Origin of the sequence: Calothrix sp. NIES-2100, from assembly GCF_963875285.1 — a bacterium.
Lineage (GTDB): Bacteria > Cyanobacteriota > Cyanobacteriia > Cyanobacteriales > Nostocaceae > Aulosira.
The window spans coordinates 1,077,870-1,095,323 of record NZ_CAWNLA010000001.1 but is presented as its reverse complement, the minus strand read 5'-3'; the positions used below and the strand labels follow the sequence as shown (position 1 = coordinate 1,095,323).

Here is a 17,454-nt window from a genome sequence, read left to right as displayed (position 1 = left end):
ATTGTACCGTCATCACGTTAATTGTGCTGATTATTCTTATTCGCAGTGTTTTAGCGGCAGGATAGTTTATCAAATTTGAGTTAGTAACCAGTTCGTATTTCAATAGGGACAGTATTATGACATCGATCGTATTCCTACTCGAGAATGATTTTGAGCATCTAAATGTTCCAACTCAAGTTGATGTTTTTAGTAAATCTACTATTAATCGTGCTTTCACTGTAGTTGCACAAGAAGTTGCCGGGCTGCTCCAACATAAATACCCTCCTCAAGTAGAGGGCATTAATCCTGTTAAGACGATGACTTACGATTGCTCACAAACGGTTACGATTCGAGCGATCGAACCAAAATACAAGCAGATTATCGATATTGAACTTTTGACTGAGCGTCAGTTGGAGGTGTTGCAATTGATTGTTGATGGGCACAGTAACTCCGTAATTGCTGGAGAGTTGTATATCACCACGGGTACAGTGAAGACCCATGTTCGCAATATTCTGAAAAAACTCTGCGCCAGCGATCGCACCCAGGCAGCGATTCGGGCACTTCGTTTTGGTCTTGTTCACTGAATAAAACCTATCATGCCGCTTCGAGAAGTTCCATTGTTTCATCGTTCTAAAACGTTGTAAAAGCTTCGACGCTTGCTTCAATTGAGCGACACTATCACAAAGCGATCGCATCTTTTTCTAGGATATAACGAGTTTGAAAACACGCCCTAGGGAAGAAGGGAATGACATCAAGGGTTTCATTGAACATTTTGAGGCAAGCGATCGAGCAAATTTTATCAGCCCTTTTGCACAGGTGATGTATTTGAGTAGAAAGGATGAAATATTGCTGTTCTGTTAATGAACCAGAATCTTATCTCTAATCAGAACCGACTGTATGCAAACGAGAATTACATTGGAGAAAAATTATGCAGATGGGAGTGATTGGTCTGGGACGTATGGGTGCGAACATTGTTCGGCGACTGCTGCAAAACAACCATGAATGTGTGGTGTTCAATCGCACACCTGACAAAGTGAAACAGCTTGTATCAGAAGGGGCGATCGGCACTTACAGCCTGGATGATTTTGTCCAGAAACTCGATAAACCTCGTGCGATTTGGTTGATGGTGCCAGCCGGAGAAGCAACCGAGCAGATGGTGAAGGAACTGGCTACAAAATTGGATTCCGGCGACATCTTAATTGATGGCGGCAACTCTTACTATATTGACGATATTCGACGGGCAAACGATCTGATGCAAAAGGGCATTCACTACCTAGATGTAGGAACCAGTGGCGGAGTGTGGGGTTTGGAGCGTGGTTATTGCATGATGATTGGTGGATCTCAGATGGCGGTTCAGTATCTCGATCCGATTTTTAAATCATTAGCTCCCGGACGGGGTGATATTTTGCGTACTGTTGGACGGGAAAAGATGAGCGGTACGGCTGAAGAAGGCTATCTGCACTGCGGATCGCATGGGGCGGGGCATTTTGTCAAGATGGTGCATAATGGCATCGAATATGGCTTGATGGCAGCCTACGCAGAAGGATTGAATATCTTGCATCACGCCAATGTGGGTAAGCAAAACGGTGTGGCTAATGCTGAAACGACTCCTCTCCGCAATCCTGAAAACTATCAGTATGACTTGAATCTGCCTGATATTGCTGAAGTTTGGCGACGGGGCAGTGTAATTGCCTCCTGGCTACTGGATCTAACTGCGATCGCCCTCCTGGAACAACCAGACCTATCAGGCTTTGGGGGGCGCGTGTCCGATTCGGGCGAAGGACGCTGGACGATCGCCGCCGCCATTGACGAAGGCACTCCTGTCCCTGTACTCAGCGCAGCCCTGTATCAACGGTTTAGCTCACGCGGCGAGAATGATTTTGCGGATAAGCTACTGTCTGCTATGCGTTTCCAGTTTGGCGGACACGTAGAACAACAGGCACAGACGAAATCATGACGATCGCCACTGCACCTCAGTCGAGTCAGACCCAACGCAAGCACTCACTGGCAGCGTGGAGGATGCGCTGAGGTTAGGATGCGTGGGGATCGGCTTCACTATCTATCCAGGTTCAGCCCATCGGTTTGAGATGTATCAGCAGATTCGAGCCTGTGACCTAATTTGTCTATCAAAGCTGTTTTGATAGCTTTGCAATCGAAATCAATCAAAACAGCCTAAAATTTTGGTTTGTTGGCTTGAGAGATACCTCAAATCTTCTGATTTTTGTTTTTCTTTCTTTTGTCTTATTCGGTAAGCTTAACCCTCTTGTTTTAAAGGTTTTTAGACAGTGCTAATACAAAAACTAAATGCGTGTACAGAGTTCATTGCAGGTGATGCCACTATTTTGCGAGAATTGTTACATCCTGATAAACAACCTTTGAAATTAAACTACAGTCTGGCTCATGCAGTAGTGCCAATTGGACAAACTTCTACACCTCACTCCTTAAAAACTTCCGAAGTTTACTATATTCTCAGTGGTCAGGGAGAAATGCATATAGATGATGAACTAGAGATAGTAGAACCAGGAGATGCTGTCTACATTCCACCGAATACCAAACAATTTATTCACAATTGTGGAGTTGAGCCGCTAATGTTTATATGCATAGTTGAGCCGGCTTGGCGTAAACAAGACGAGACTGTATATTCAAAAGAGAAACAGTCAGGATGGTGACTTCTTGACTTAGGCATCCAACTAAAGTTTGAATTTAGATTCAAACTTTAGTTGGAGCCAACCTTCCATTGATATATGGACTGATTCATCAATCATTGTATTGTACAAAAGTTTCAACTCAGAGTGGACGACAAGTTAGCGTTAATTGCATATATTTAATTCAGGCAAACATTAAGAGCAATTTAGTTACAATATTTAAGTTTGCTTGACACAAAGAAAGTAAAAAGAGTGTTGTATGCTCAACGCTGAGGCTGAACATACAACAGTCGGGGTGATGTTGTCTCAAGGATAGCAAAATCGCCGCGAGCGAAACTTTCTTCTCGGAAATTGATCGCATGAATATCTTCTTTGTCTACAAAAATCTGATGAGTTAATTTCTCAGGAGAATTTTATGGTGGATTCAATTTGCATCAATGCTGGTGGAGGGGCGATCGGAATCTATGGTGCGGATGCCTACTACAGTGGCGGTCAAAGCGCGTCGAGCAACACTCCCGTCGATAGTAAAGGCGTCTATTACCCGGCAAACCAGGAAGTTTATCAGACTGAACGCTACGGTACCTTCACCTACACCTTTACAGACCTGGTTCCGAATGCCATCCATACTGTCAAGCTCCACTTTAACGAACACTTCTGGGACTCGGTTGGCAAGCGCAAATTTAACGCTGCGATTAACGGCAGCCAAGTCCTATGGGATTATGACATTTTCTCCCAAGCTGGCGGCATTAATAAGGCGATCGCTGAAGAATTTGTAGTGACCTCAGATGCCAGGGGGCAGATTGTAGTGAACTTCACACCAGGTGCTGCCGACCAGCCCACAGTCAGCGGCTTTGAAATCAACCAAGGCACCCCTCCGCGCAACAATATGCTCTTGGGTTGCTTCCCTGGCTACGCTAATATCAACGACATAGAATCCTGGCTGGGTAAAAAGCACGCCGTGCAGGTCATGTTCACAAGCTGGGACCCGAACAACAAGGAACAGGCTTTCACTACGATGAATCAGATCTGGGATAGTGGAAGTGTACCTCTGGTGACATGGGAGGTCTTCATCGATGACAAAAATCGCTATGCACCAGCGAATATTGATGCACTAATCGCCAACGGCAGCTACGATAGCTATTTGAACGATTGGGCTGACTCCATGAAGAGCTTCCTGGCAGGTTCTGGCGGTGTATACGGCGATGCTGATGACCGTCGAGTTTACCTGCGATTTGCCCATGAGATGAACGGCGACTGGTATCCCTGGTCTGCCAGCTATAAAAACTCCCAGAACACGCCCACAGATTATATCAATATGTGGCAGCATGTTTGGACAGTTTTCAAAAATAAAGGCATCGACAGTAATCATTTGCAGTGGCTCTGGACACCCATGAATACCGATGTAGGCAGCCCGCTCAACAAGGCTGAGTCTTACTGGCCGGGCGATGCCTACGTTGATTGGGTTGGCATTGACGCTTACAACTGGGGCACTGGCCCGTCTTGGTCAAACTGGACACCTCCCGTCGCACTGCTAGACGACATGATTAACAGGCTCACAGGCTACGGCAAGCCGATAGCAATTCCAGAGTGGGGCACAACTAGTGATAACTACGGCAGCAACAATGTTGGCGCCAAAGGTCAGTGGATTGTTGAAATGTTCGACTACCTCTCGGTCAAACCCCAAATCAAAATGCTTTGTTACTTCAACATTGATAAAGAGACTGACTGGGCTATTTTTGGCGGATCTCGCGGCAACAGTACCTATACCATAGGCTCCGCCGTCCAGCAGGTCTACTCTAACTACAAGGCACGAGTCGGTGAAGACTACATTATCCCAGGCAACAACAGTTCCCAACGAATAACAGATGGCCAGTTCAAAGGACTGTAAACATTCCATCCCGGATAGTTCGACAAACCTACTCAATCAGCAAGACATCATGAAATTTTCATCGATCGACAACGTTGCACCAGCCACCGCAGGGGTCATCACCATACCCTATGATGAAATTCAAGCTGAAAATGCCGACCATAACGGCACGGTAATTGATGGACGCAATGACCGTACCTATCCAGGGTTGGCAAATGAAGCAATTGAACGTCGCGCCCTGAAACTCGATACCGTAGGGCAATATATCGAGTTCACCGTACCACGCGATGCAAACTCAATCGTCGTCCGTTACGCCATTCCTGACTCAGCCGATGGTGCAGGGCTAACAACACCTATTGGCTTATACATTAACGGTAAAAAACACCCCGACTTAATCTTGACATCGAAATACAGTTGGATTTATGGTACTTATCCATTCAACAACAATCCGGGCGACATCAGACCGCATCACTTTTATGATGAGGTGAATCGGCTAACACCACAAATGTCTGCGGGCGACAAGGTTCGGCTGATGGTGGAGTCAAATAGTACCGCATCCTGGTACATCATCGATCTAATTGATTTTGAGCAAGTAGCACCTGCTTATGCAATGCCAGAGGGATATCTCTCGCTGACCGCTGATTTTGGTGCAGATCCGTCCGGTGTACAGGATTCCACTACTGCTTTCCAAAATGCGCTTGATGCATCATCAAGTCAGCGTCGGGGATTATGGATTCCACCTGGCGAGTACAAAATTAGCACTTGGTTACAGGTACGCGACAATGTAACACTCAAGGGTGCGGGTATCTGGTATTCCAAGATTCACTTTGTGGCGCAGACGGGTAATAATGCCGGACTTATGGGGCCTTGGAATACAGGGACATCCGCACAAAATGTCAACTTTTCGGATTTTGCAATTTGGGGCGAGGTTACCCAGCGCGTTGATAACGACCAACTCAACGGTATCGGCGGCGCCTACTCGAACTCGACGTTTACGAACCTATGGATCGAGCATAACAAGTGTGGTATGTGGCTGGACGGGCCTTTTGACAAGCTGACAATCAAAAATGTCCGAATCCGCAATCAGCAAGCAGACGGGATCAACTTCCACAGACAGGTCACCAATTCCACCGTTACACAGTCATTTTTTCGCAACACAGGCGATGACGCCCTCGCAATGTGGAACGAAGGAGGTGGCGGTTTCAACACCTTCTCGTTCAACCGCGTTGAAATACCAGTGCTAGCAAACGGAATCGCCATTTATGGGGGTGAATCCAACGTCGTCACCGACAACTACATCGCTGACCAGCAGGCTGAAGGGGGTGGTGTCCACGTTGGCAACCGCTTCCCCGGAATTCGCCCAATCAGCGGCACAACGGTAATTGCCCGCAACGTAATTGTCCGCGCCGGTTCACAGGATTACTACAATAGCTGGAACTTCGGCACGGGTGCGCTGTGGTTCTACGCGCTTGATGCAGAAATGACGGGCGCTATCAATGTCGAAGATAACCAAATCATCGACAGCAATTATGAAGCGATTCATTTCATTGGCAGCAGCATTACCAATGTAACCTTCAACCGCAACTCCATTATCGGCGCTGGTACTTACGCGATGGAAATCCGTTGTGCGGGTGGGGTAACAATTAGTAATACAACAGCCACAGGTCTGGGACATGGCGGTATTTTAAACTGCCGAACAGACTTTGTCATCACTGATGGCGGTGGTAACGGTGATTGGATCGCCCAAACACCAATCTGCCCCGATCCTTATCCAAAACCGATTTATGCTCCGGTAGCAACATCATAAACTGGCAGAAGGCTTGATTTCAGTGCAGATGAAGCGATAGTAAGTAAAAGACGCGATCGCTCTCAACTCATTTGAGAATCGCTATATGTTAAGCAGACAAAAAAGCAGTTGTTGCGATTAATACCTGAAAGTATTTGTTTGGAGTTGATTTATGTCTTGTACACTCGGTAATTCCTACATTATCAAGTCAGGAGACACGCTTTTTATCATTGCCCAACAACAATTGGGTGATGGTGAGCACTGGCGTGAGATTCTCAAACCAGATGGTACCCCATTTACATACACAGATGCTGCTAATTTGCAAGTAGGTCAGGAAATTTGTATTCCAGGGTCTACTCCTTTTCCTCTTCCTCCCTCCGGTAACCAAATAGCTCTAGAAGCCAGATTTTACAGTATGGAGGAGACGAATTGCCATCTGCCTGCATCCGGCGTGCATGGGGTAACATTGCAAGCGGCACTTGCAGGTCAATTGCAATCACAATGCCAAGGTCAGAGCGTTGGGCGTTTACAGTGTGCAGTAGACCCTAATGTAATTCCCCTGTTAACAAATTTTACCTTGGTGCTTTGGGATGGCAAGCAAGTTCCTGCCGCTGCTCTAGATATAGGTACGGCAATTATAGGTAATAAGATTGACATCTTTGTTGATACCGTTCAAGAAGCAATCAATCTAGGTGTACAGTCTGTCACAGCAATTTTGTAATTTCATTTTTTGGAGTTGATTTATGTCTTGTACAGCCGGTAATTCATACATTGTTAAACCAGGAGACACGCTTTTTATTATTGCCGAACAACAATTAAGTGATGGTAACCGTTGGAGTGAAATCAAAAAACCAGATGGCACTCCCTTGACAGACGTGGATGCCTCGAATTTACAGGTAGGTCAGGAAATCTGTATTCCTAACGGGTCTACTCCTCCTCCCCCAACTCCATCGGGCAATGGTTTCGCAGGTATTGTATCGCGCCAAACCTTCGAGGCTCTATTCCCAAACCGAAACGGTTTTTACTCCTACGACGGTCTGGTGACCGCCACGCAGAAATACCCTAGCTTCTGCAATGAAGGATCTGACGAACAATGCAGACGTGAGGCGGCTGCATTCCTGGCAAATGTTACCCAAGAGACGGGTTTTTTACAATACATTGATGAACTGAACACAGCAGTATGGGGTAGCTACTGCGATCCCACAAACTATCCGTGTGTGCAGGGTAAAACCTATCACGGCCGTGGGCCGATCCAGTTGTCGTGGAACTACAACTATGCTACATGTGGGGCAGCTCTTGGTATCGATCTGCTCAATAACCCTGATTTGGTCTCAACAGATAGTGCTATTTCCTTCATGACCGCCCTATGGTTCTGGATGACATCGTGCCACGACGCTATCCGCAACTCCGGTTTCGGTATGACAATCTCCATTATCAATGGAGGCATCGAATGTGGACCGAATGCGTCCCCACAAGGTAGACAACAAGCCCAAAATCGAATCAATTTTTATCTGGATTTTTGCCAGAGGTTGGGAGTTTCACCGGGCGAAAATCTTTACTGCTAAGTAGTCATATCGTGTCTGGTAAAAGACTTATCATTAAGGTCGCAGGGGAGCAGGGGAGAGAGTTTTGCATTTTCTGCACAGATGTATCGAATCACAAGTAATTAATTAAACATAACTAATTACATAATGTCATTGCGAGGGAAGCAATCGCAGACGTTGGGATTGCTTCCCTCGCAATGACTGTAATTAATTTTGCGTGGTTACTTAGTCCCGTTCAATTTTGTGGGTTCGCAGATTAAGATGAAATGTACACCGTGTCCACGCTACGTTATTAGGAGTTATGTAAAAATAACTTGAACAATTAAGTGCCTACTTTGGGTTTGATAATATAGTTCCACTCACCATGAAAAGAATTTCGTTCGATTGCAATAGTATCAAGCTCTTGGTCTGTAACTTTGATTCCCGTTTTGTAGGAATTTAAATCTAATCTAGCCTCAACTTCTAATCCTTGTGTGGTGGTAGTATTGCGAATTAAATTAATCACAACTTGTAAGCTGGTCAATGGTCTGCCTCGCCAGTTTTGGGTAATGTGACAAAACAAGCGATGCTCAATCTTATTCCATTTACTTGTGCCTGGAGGAAAATGGCACACATGAATAGTTTTACCAGTTTCAGTTGCTAATTCTTGTAGCTTTAATTTCCTTTTGGCGTGAGCGATAACTATTGCTACCACCACAATCAGCCGTAATCATTATATGCTGGCTTTTTGGATAAACTTCTTTTCCCATTGAGTACCACCAATGACGAATAGACAAGGGCTGCAAACTCTGCTGTATCGTGGTGGATGCCAACATTCACCCATCCTTGATTTGAGGTTAAATCATAAATTCCGTAGGGAATTGCTTTGCCCAATTTAGGGTCAACAAAATCATGCATCTTCACCTCAATTGGCCGTTCCTTCTCACACCACTCGGTTCCAGAATTTTTAAAATCTCCAATTAATTCTTTTTTTTTGGTATCAACTGAAATTACGGGTTCGTTCTGGGATTGAAAGTGCAAGACTTGCTTGGAAATATGTAAAAATTGGTCGTCCCTATCTGGATGAGACGAGCCATCACGGGTTTTACGATTTGATTGTAAGCTGTAGCCCAGCGATTCAAGTAAGTTGTAAACACTTTTAGGACTAGTCCTATGTCCGCCAATATTTAATGCCGCAGCTAGTTTCACTACACTTTTAGAAGTCCATTTTAGAGGCGATTCTGGATCTCCCAGCTTCACTGGTTCAATCAGCGATTCTAAATCTGATAACAGCATCGCGTCTGTGTGTAGACTAGTAAGCATAACCCCATTATCATAGCCAATGCTTCTATTCTTTCGGGGCTTTTAATGAAAATACTATCTGTAAAAAACAATGGGTCTTTCAAAAAACCAAATCCTCTTTCACATGATTGCTGTGCTTTGTATTCTTTAATTATTTTATCATTGTCAAGTTGCTGGGATTCTAAGACATTTGTGGCAATAATAAAACGCCCAGCACTTTTGGTTTCGAGAGCAATTGCATTGTTATTTTGTAAAACAGTTGCTGAAATTTGATAATAGTTGTCTGTCCTTTGCTCTTTGGCATCTGGTGTTTTTTCAGTGATTTCAATTTTGTCTATTTGATGGTGTTTAAATTGTTTAGATATTTTTGATAATGCCTTCATCGCATCAGATGAACATGCAAACTTCTCTTGTGACAAGATTTTTAACTTGGCTTTGGAACTAGAGAGATTTTTTTCAATAGTTTGTGATAATTTATGTAAGTCTGATTTTCTCTGGCATGACTTTGTACTACCAACCATCTTTGCTCTATGCCTGCGTAGCTGACTTTTTTCTCAACATATGAATATCCATCTAGTTCACTTTTAATGAATTCTGATTCTGGTAAGGTGGTGACTAAGTATTTTGCTAATTTTAGAGTTAAAGGCACTCGAGACAACCACTTAATATTAGACATTAATTTGATATTTTCTTCTGTATATAATGCACAATCTGCCACTATCAAACTATCGACTTTTATTTGATTGAGATATGACACGGCAATTGCTCCAAAACATGCTGAGTCAGCTTGGTTTCCGGATGCTGCTTTCAAAAATATTGGTATATCTCCATCTCCTGAGCATACCAATTCCATAATAAATTGTTTTAAATCTGGTCTATGGTCACGAGAATAACCATATGTAATTTTTATAGCTTCCGGTGATTTTATCTCTGATTCTTCGGGAAACTGAATATTACCAATTTTTGGAAATATCACCTCTGGCAAACTAGTTTTATATTCTCCATGTAGATGAAATGATGATGAGTCTAAATGCGATGACGCTAAAGATATTTCAAATTTTTTCACCACATTTAAACTAATTGCTAAAAATATTGTATCTAGACCTTTGAGGAATAATTTATCCATCACTCTGCCGAGTTTATCGTCGTTCAGATATTCTGGTTTGACTCCGGCTCCAATTAAATGCTCGCAAGCTATCGATTCAAAAAACTTTGGAAACATATATAATGGTTTTGAAACCATCCCCAATCCATTTAAAATCATTGCTTTTACTACATGTCCAGCACTAACTTTTTCTCCGGCTTCTGACCCGATTAAATTATTAATTATTGACACCAAACCAATTGAGTCTACGATTCCTGCCACTATACCCAAATGGTCAATATTCTTGATTTCAATATCTTTGATATTCAACATTATTGGAAAGTAACCAAAACCATATCAGTTAAAATTTTCACATTTTTAGACAGCCTTTGTGCGATAAATTTCAGTTGCTTATACAAATACCTCTATCCACCCGAAAATTGAATCATTATTGAATTAAAAAACATGAGGAAAGGAGAGGCTGCCAATGGCAGCCTCTCCTTTCCTACCCCCCCCCATATGAGAATGATTATTATTTTTTCCTGCTACACGGATATCTGAACTTAATAGAAGTTATTCTTATTTAGCTGGAATAAGCTCTAGTAGAAGCTAGTTCTTATGTACTATATATATCCGGTTCTTTGGGGTGTGACAGTTCTGGGTGCGGAAGATGGGATCTAAGCCTTTAATTCGGTTACATTCTGATGATCTAACTATTCGGTAAATTGTTCAAGTTATTTTTACATGATGCCTCAGTGAGCCGAACGACGTGTTTGTCCCCGACTTCATCATGGATAAAACTGCTGGTTTTGTTTTGCTCGATTGTGCGATCGCAGAACCGAATATACCTAGCTGTGTAGTCGCAATGGTCATAGCCGCAGCGCCCAAAAAGCGGCGGCGTTGATGGTTGATTTTCTCGGACATTTCTCTTTTTCCAATTGGATTTAACTCAACTTGCTTTAATTGAATTGGCTATCTGTTTATTTGAGTTGTAAAGAAGCAGTTACGGCAAGAAATTCTTGTATAATTTTTTCGATCAGTTCACCTGCCGGGAGAGCTTCGGCTAATGCTGCTCCCTGTCCTGCCCACATACTGGCAAAATCGGGACTTGATTGTTGAGCAGAAGTCTGATATAAAAACCGCCCTATAGACATCTGAGCTGGGAATGGCAGTACTTTATCTCTGTTATTTTCCATTTCACGTATAAATCGATTTCGGATTGCTCTGGCGGGTTTGCCGGAAAATACTTCAGTAATAACCGTGTCTTCGTCCTTACACTTGAGTACAGCCTGCCTATAGACTTCTGGGATATTGTTCTCAGGACAGGCGAGAAAAGCGGTTCCCATCTGTACCCCGCTCGCCCCAAGTGCAAATGCAGCAACGATTCCACGAGCATCCATGATTCCGCCCGCCGCAACGACCGGAACCGATACTGCATCAGCTATTTGCGGCACTAACGCTGCTGTTCCAATCAATCCATGTTCATAAGATACCGCAAAAGTACCACGATGACCTCCAGCTTCAAAGCCCTGGGCTATGATGACATCAACTCCTGCTTCGACTAGAGTTTTTGCTTCATTAGTTGTTGTTGCAGTAGCTAACACAATTGAGCCTATAGCGTGTATCTCCCGAATTGCCTCAATTGGCGCAGGTCCAAAGTGGAAACTAAATACAGGTATTTTCTCCTCAAGCAGGACAGTAAATTGATCAACAAATGGCCCTAGTATCGGTATTGGTTCGGGCACAGGTCAGGCATCAAGTTCGTTGTGCCATTTTGTTAATAGCTCAGACATCGGTGTTTGCTGCTCAGGTGTAAGTTGATACGCTTCAACTGCTGGGGCAAACAAATTAACTGCAAAGGGTTTGTCTGTCAGCTCTCGAATTTGCCTGATAATGGAGCGAAGTTTGGCTGGTGCGGTGGCCGCACCACCATAGGAGCCAAGACCTCCTGCATTAGAAACAGCTGCAACCAACTCAGGTGTGGAAGCGCCAGCCATCGGAGCCTGAATTATTGGATGCGCGATTTTGAGCAAATCTATCAGTTCTGTTTTAGGCCACATAAGTATTTCCCACGCTTGCTAATAGAAGCAAGATATATGTCTTTAAGCGATCGTCTGTTCGCATTACTCAGTTGTGATAGTGGGGAGGAGTTTGCAGTTCGGATGCTACAGGTTCGAGTTCCGTAGCTCGCCCCTTGAAGTCAAAAAATTTATGCACTGCGGAAAATCGCTCCACCGTTTAGTTTAGAGCCTTACTTGCCGCATAAGCTGCCCTGACTGGATTATTTAACTACGAGTGGACTGCCCCCCGAGCCGTGGATTCACTTTGCGTGAATTCAGCAGCGTGCAATTTTACGAAGTCGTACACGCTCGTCGGCATCTTGCCAGTTAGCTTGAACAGGTCATCTGTCATGCGGTCATACCGCCCCTGCGTGTGAAGTTCGGCCATCACCGCGAGGTGGTTGGCAAGGTGCGTTGGCACCCCAAACTCACGAAGCGTATCAGTCCAACTGGAGAGCGGCACGTTACGATAGCGGATAGTTCGGCCGAGTGCCTGGGAAAAGACGCGCGCGTAGTAGTCCAGATCGGCCGACTCAAATCCGGTTAGATTGTAAACATGACCGATGTGCGAAGCAGGGTCGTCCAGGATCGCGGAAACGGCGTGTGCCACATCCACAGCCGAGATAGGCGAGGTCTTGCTGTTACCCAGTGGCAGCGCCAGTTCGTCGCTATCCCGGACGCCAGCAGCAGCGAGACGCAGGAAGAAGCCTTCAAGGAAGACTGTCGGTCGCACCGTAACGATCGGCAGCCCCGACCATGCCAATGCCTGTTCCGCAAGCCAGTGCAGCTTGTGCTGCGGACTCGGGGTGGTCTCGGTGATGCTCATCTGCGTCACCGTCATCTGCGAGATGTTCACGAAGACTTCAACGCCGTGGTGGCGCGCTACCGCTGCGGTGTTAACCGTGGCTTCGAGATAAGCCGCCGAGACCGACATTCCGAAATAGATGCGCGCGCAACCTGCGATCGCGCGGTGCATCGAGGTAAGGTCAGTCAGATCGCCCTGTACGACCTCGGCCCCGAGCTGGCGCAGACCAAGAGCGCGTTCATCCTCCCGCCGGACTAAGGCGCGCACCTTATGCCCTTTGGCGAGCAGCATTGCGGTGAGGTTACGGCTGATCGCACCAAGATCGCCAGCCGCAGCTGCCGGCTGCCCATCTACAAGCACGCGAAACCGCACGGATGTTCCTCGCTCGGCCGGCCCCATGACGAGATGAAGGTCGCGCGCGTGGAAGCGGTACGCGATTCGCCCGCCAGACTTGTTCAGTACAATAGCTTGTTTTCCGATTGTCCAATCGCCTGAAAGTGCCCATTGATTAAGTTTTAATTGCGCGGAGGCAGTATATAAATGACGCTTGTTTAACACCGCGCCGCCGGGAGATGCAAAATTTTCCGTTCTTTCGTAGCCGAGGTAGTTTTCAGGCGATTTCAGGCTGCCCCAATCGGCGGCGGCTTCAAAACCGCGAGCGTTGACTTTGACCATTTCCGGGCCGACATGGGCAGTTCCAGACTCAGACAGTAGCTGTTGAATGACCCTTTCCGATTGCTCGTAATCGCCTTCACCGAATTGGTGATGACGAATGCGTCCTTGCGTGTCTATAAAGTAAAGGGCTGGCCAATAATGGTTCTCGAAAGCGCGCCACACAGCGTAATCGTTATCCACGGCGATCGGATAGTCAATTTTCATTACTGTTGAGGCTCGGCGAACGATCCGGGATACATCGCCGAGTGGATTTGCTCGCCATCGGCGATCAGGGCGTAACGTGCCAAAGGATTGTTATGCTCCCAGCAGGCAAGTTGTCCGATGCGCCCAACGGCACTATCGATGGCGCACAGACCCGAGCCATCACCCTGACCCCAGAGTATCCGCTCGTTATAAGTAGGCGTAAGCTTGCGGCGGCGCTGGATCAACTTACCGTCTGCGTCGAAGAGAAGTTGCGTATTGTAGATCGAGCCGCCGTCGCGCTCATTGACGCCGATCGAAACGACCATGTTTGCTTCCTTCGCGGCTTCGGCGATCGCCTGGGTTTCAGCAGACGGCACCGTAACCGACTCTTCAAGCAACCGCAGATGTTCCTTTGCCAACGCGAATGGGGCTAGTACATAGGAGAAGTAGGGGTAATAGGGAACGATGGTTTCGGGGAAGGTCGCGAACTGGACACCTTGTTTGCCCAGCTCGCGGATTTTCTTCACGACCTTCTCGACGGTACCCTGCCGACTGTACAGCACCGGGCTGATCTGCACGGCAGCGGCTTTAACGATAGTCTTTTTCATAATTTTGTAACTTACTGTCCAAGCCAGGTGATAAAACGATCTCCGGTAACAGCCGATCTCCAAATCTGATATGGAGCAAAAGAACGCTGCTGACACATTACGCAGGTTCCAAGGTGAAGACGCGGATAGGGAGCTAGGATCGTCCGCGTCCTCATCACAGAAACCTGAACGCCGCCCTGAGTTCCTGGGCAAGAATCGTTGGCTTCGTAAGCCTCTGCTGCTACCTACTCGCCGACGTACTCTGCGGGTATGGCAACTCTGCACGTATCATCTGGAAAGAACATGAAAAACCTTTTCCATGTAACGGTCCGCGGCGGCGGCGGACTCTTCTGGACTGCTGCCATTCTGACGTGCGCTCAGGTAAGGCGCGTACCAGTCCCACCAATGATGCTCGGCGTGAGTTTTCTCGTAGCGATCGTGGTACTCCGCCGTCTCGCCAAGAAGGTTTGCAAGGGTTGCAATGTTCATGTCTCGTGCTCGCGTAGAGTTCCAAACGCAGCTTCCCGGTCGCGTTTGGATTTCCTGGAGCAGCCAGAGGTTCCCGTCTGGGTCCTCGAACGAGGCAAATGAGAAGTAGGAACGACCTTGCGGGTCGCGCCCGGGGATGCTTGAGTTCTCCACGGCGTTGTTGAAGGGGCCGCCAGCGTAGTGGAAGACTTCGCTGACGTTAACACTACGAGCGATCAAGTCTTCGCGAGCGGAGTCGAGGTCTTCCACGGCGAGAACCAGGCTATGCGCCGAGCCAGGATTGTTCGGAGTGACTTTCTTGCCGAAGATGATCGAGGCTTCCGAGTTGTACGGTGTCATCTGCACGCCGCGGAAGTCACCATCCACCACGTCGATGTCGAGCCGCCAGCCGAGATTCTCGTAGAATGCTTTCGCGCGGTCAACGTCGGAAACGCTGAACACCACAACTTCGAGCTTCATGTTTGGACTGTTTACGCGATCGCTGCTCATATTTTTCTCCTTTTGATTGGTATCTTTAATGTTCAGATTAGTTACTTTTCATTCTTCTGCGAGCGCGATTGGGCACACCACTCAAATTCTTTGAGTTCAAGGGGCGACTTAGATATGCGTCCGCCAATGAAAAGTGCGGTGGTTTTATTGCACGCTTGAGTCTGTTTTTACAGTGGTTTGCAGCTGGTGTTCGAGATGTAAAATTTCCGCTGCCCGCTCCCCAACTATTACGCAAGGAGCCATCGTGTTACCGGTCGTTACTCGCGGCAGAATCGATCCATCAGCAATCCGGAGATTTTCGATTCCATACACTTTCAGGTTGCTATCTACCACTGACATAGAATCTCGGCCCATCTTCGCGGTACAGGTTTCGTGCCAGAAACTCGTCGCAGCATCTCGAATAAAACGTTCGAGTTCGGCCCCTTTCAAATTACCTGGCATCACTTCACGCTTAACAAACGGACGAAGTGGAGCGGAGTTACCGACTTCGCGGCAGAGTTCTACGCAGGCGATCGCAGTTTTGAGATCATCCGCGTCAGACAGAGTGTTTGCATCAATCAGAATCGGGTCGGATGGATTGGCTCCCGTCAGGCGCAGACGGCCTCGGCTTTTGGGATGGGCAATCGCCCCGAATAATGTCCAACCTGCATCGGGTAAGCCAAACCGGGCGACATTCTCGGCAGTGGATTTTGGCACTTCAGCCTGACAGACAAATAAATCTGGACTGTCAAGCCCGGACTGGCTGGTTGAGAAAAAGATTGCCTCGGACAAGTTGTTTTTTGGTTGGAGAGCGGTTTCATATTCCCAAACACAATCGAATGCAACATGGTCTTGAAAATTTTGCCCCACACCGGGAAGGTGCTGCACGACAGGAATTCCAAATCGCCGCAACTCAGCCTCATCGCCAATGCCAGATTGCATCAGCACCTTCGGCGTATGGATCGCACCGAGCGACAGCACGACTTCGACTGCCGCACCAATGCGATAGAGTGTGCCACGGTAAGAAATCTCCACGCCAGTCACCCGCTTACCCTGGAACGTCAGCCGCGTCACCAGTGCATGAGTGAGAACCGTCAGATTGGGTCGATCCATATAAGGGAAGACGTAGGAGCGGAAGATAGATTCGCGCTTGCCATTGCGGACTCGCACATCGCTGATAGCGGCGCCCTTCACTGCTTCCATCATGCGACCGTTCGGATTCTCGAAAGTAGGAATACCGACCGATTGCGCTCCTGCGATCGTTGCAGGAGCGATCGGGTTTGGCTCCGGCGCGGGCTGGACAAACACTGGCCCTCCCGTTCCGCGATACATTGGGTCTGGCACACCATGCCAATCTTCCAGGCGGCGATAAATCTTTAAGACGGATTCATAACTCCAGGCCGGATCGTTGGCAACGGATGCGAAGAAATCCCAATCGTGCTGGTGTCCGCGTGCCCAAACCATGACGTTGATGCTTGATCCACCGCCGAGTACTTTGCCCATCGAGAACGGAATTGAACGATCGTTGACATGGGGATTCGGCTTTCCCTGGAAGCTCCAGTCCCGATCGCTTCCAAGATTCATAAACCATTGATTCGCGGTGACAACACTGGGTACATCATCGGTGCCGCCAGCTTCAAGCAGTAGAACGCTAACATCCGGGTTCTCAGCTAGTCTGCGGGCAACTACTGAGCCAGAAGATCCAGATCCGCAAACAATAAAATCGTACTGGTGTCTTAGTTCAGAGGTGAGCTTGTGCTGGTTGCTGCGAACGCGATCAGTGAAATTGTCATCATTACTGGTGCTACCCAGATCGTTGTCCCGTTCATGCTCAAAATTCGTTTTCACTGGGTCTACCTTGCTTTCAAAATTGAAATGATTCCGTTATATCTGTCACTCGGCTCAAAATCGGTAGAGATGCTTAAGTTCCGCCACTTTTGGTCAGCTTCAAACCGTGCGATGTCACTGTGCTCCACCGCATGAGCAGCATCACTTCCGAGC

10 protein-coding genes and 4 pseudogenes are annotated in these 17,454 nt (G+C 47.0%); 7 read left to right on the top strand and 7 right to left on the bottom strand.

What is annotated here, in order from left to right; translation table 11 throughout:
* Positions 1 to 311: 311 nt before the first annotated feature.
* The 7 genes and pseudogenes from AACU32_RS04475 to AACU32_RS04445 all read left to right on the top strand — a co-directional run.
* Positions 312 to 563, top strand: a pseudogene (locus tag AACU32_RS04475) (helix-turn-helix domain-containing protein); the annotation flags it as partial.
* Between the two features lie 344 nt (positions 564 to 907).
* Complete coding sequence (gnd, locus tag AACU32_RS04470) at positions 908 to 1,936, top strand: phosphogluconate dehydrogenase (NAD(+)-dependent, decarboxylating) (protein WP_096598219.1); 1,029 nt, start codon at positions 908 to 910, stop codon at positions 1,934 to 1,936.
* Between the two features lie 328 nt (positions 1,937 to 2,264).
* Complete coding sequence (locus AACU32_RS04465; RefSeq protein WP_096598217.1) at positions 2,265 to 2,648, top strand: cupin domain-containing protein; 384 nt, start codon at positions 2,265 to 2,267, stop codon at positions 2,646 to 2,648.
* Positions 2,649 to 3,039: 391 nt separating this feature from the next.
* Positions 3,040 to 4,512 carry a malectin domain-containing carbohydrate-binding protein gene (locus tag AACU32_RS04460; RefSeq protein ID WP_096598215.1) on the top strand — a complete coding sequence of 491 codons (1,473 nt, stop codon included), beginning with the start codon at positions 3,040 to 3,042 and terminating at the stop codon, positions 4,510 to 4,512.
* A gap of 49 nt (positions 4,513 to 4,561) precedes the next feature.
* The gene (locus tag AACU32_RS04455; protein ID WP_339377502.1) at positions 4,562 to 6,298 is read left to right on the top strand and encodes a glycosyl hydrolase family 28-related protein; all 1,737 of its coding nucleotides are present in this window, start codon (positions 4,562 to 4,564) and stop codon (positions 6,296 to 6,298) included.
* Between the two features lie 151 nt (positions 6,299 to 6,449).
* Positions 6,450 to 6,998 carry a 3D domain-containing protein gene (locus tag AACU32_RS04450; protein WP_096598211.1) on the top strand — a complete coding sequence of 183 codons (549 nt, stop codon included), beginning with the start codon at positions 6,450 to 6,452 and terminating at the stop codon, positions 6,996 to 6,998.
* Positions 6,999 to 7,020: 22 nt separating this feature from the next.
* On the top strand, positions 7,021 to 7,842 hold the full coding sequence (locus tag AACU32_RS04445; RefSeq protein WP_096598209.1) for a glycoside hydrolase family 19 protein: 822 nt from the start codon (positions 7,021 to 7,023) through the stop codon (positions 7,840 to 7,842).
* A gap of 301 nt (positions 7,843 to 8,143) precedes the next feature.
* On the opposite strand, the pseudogene AACU32_RS04440 reads toward AACU32_RS04445, so the two are convergent.
* From AACU32_RS04440 to AACU32_RS04410, 7 genes and pseudogenes are all read right to left on the bottom strand, one after another.
* A pseudogene (locus AACU32_RS04440) lies at positions 8,144 to 9,102 on the bottom strand (ISAzo13 family transposase); the annotation flags it as partial.
* Positions 9,103 to 9,104: 2 nt separating this feature from the next.
* Positions 9,105 to 10,519: pseudogene (locus AACU32_RS04435) on the bottom strand (IS1634 family transposase); the annotation flags it as partial.
* A gap of 647 nt (positions 10,520 to 11,166) precedes the next feature.
* Positions 11,167 to 12,246 (bottom strand): annotated as a pseudogene (locus AACU32_RS04430) (NAD(P)H-dependent flavin oxidoreductase).
* Positions 12,247 to 12,475: 229 nt separating this feature from the next.
* Positions 12,476 to 13,930, bottom strand: coding sequence for an NmrA family NAD(P)-binding protein (locus AACU32_RS04425; protein ID WP_339377501.1), 1,455 nt, complete (start codon positions 13,928 to 13,930; stop codon positions 12,476 to 12,478).
* A complete protein-coding gene (locus AACU32_RS04420; protein ID WP_339377500.1) occupies positions 13,930 to 14,517 on the bottom strand; it encodes a nitrilase-related carbon-nitrogen hydrolase in 588 nt (195 codons plus the stop codon). Before AACU32_RS04420 ends, AACU32_RS04425 begins: the two co-directional genes overlap by 1 nt.
* Positions 14,518 to 14,784: 267 nt before the next feature.
* Positions 14,785 to 15,474 carry a VOC family protein gene (locus AACU32_RS04415; RefSeq protein ID WP_096598203.1) on the bottom strand — a complete coding sequence of 230 codons (690 nt, stop codon included), beginning with the start codon at positions 15,472 to 15,474 and terminating at the stop codon, positions 14,785 to 14,787.
* A 144-nt stretch (positions 15,475 to 15,618) separates the two neighbouring features.
* Entirely contained in the window at positions 15,619 to 17,301 is a 1,683-nt protein-coding gene (locus AACU32_RS04410) for a GMC family oxidoreductase (protein ID WP_339377499.1), read from the bottom strand.
* Positions 17,302 to 17,454: the final 153 nt, after the last annotated feature.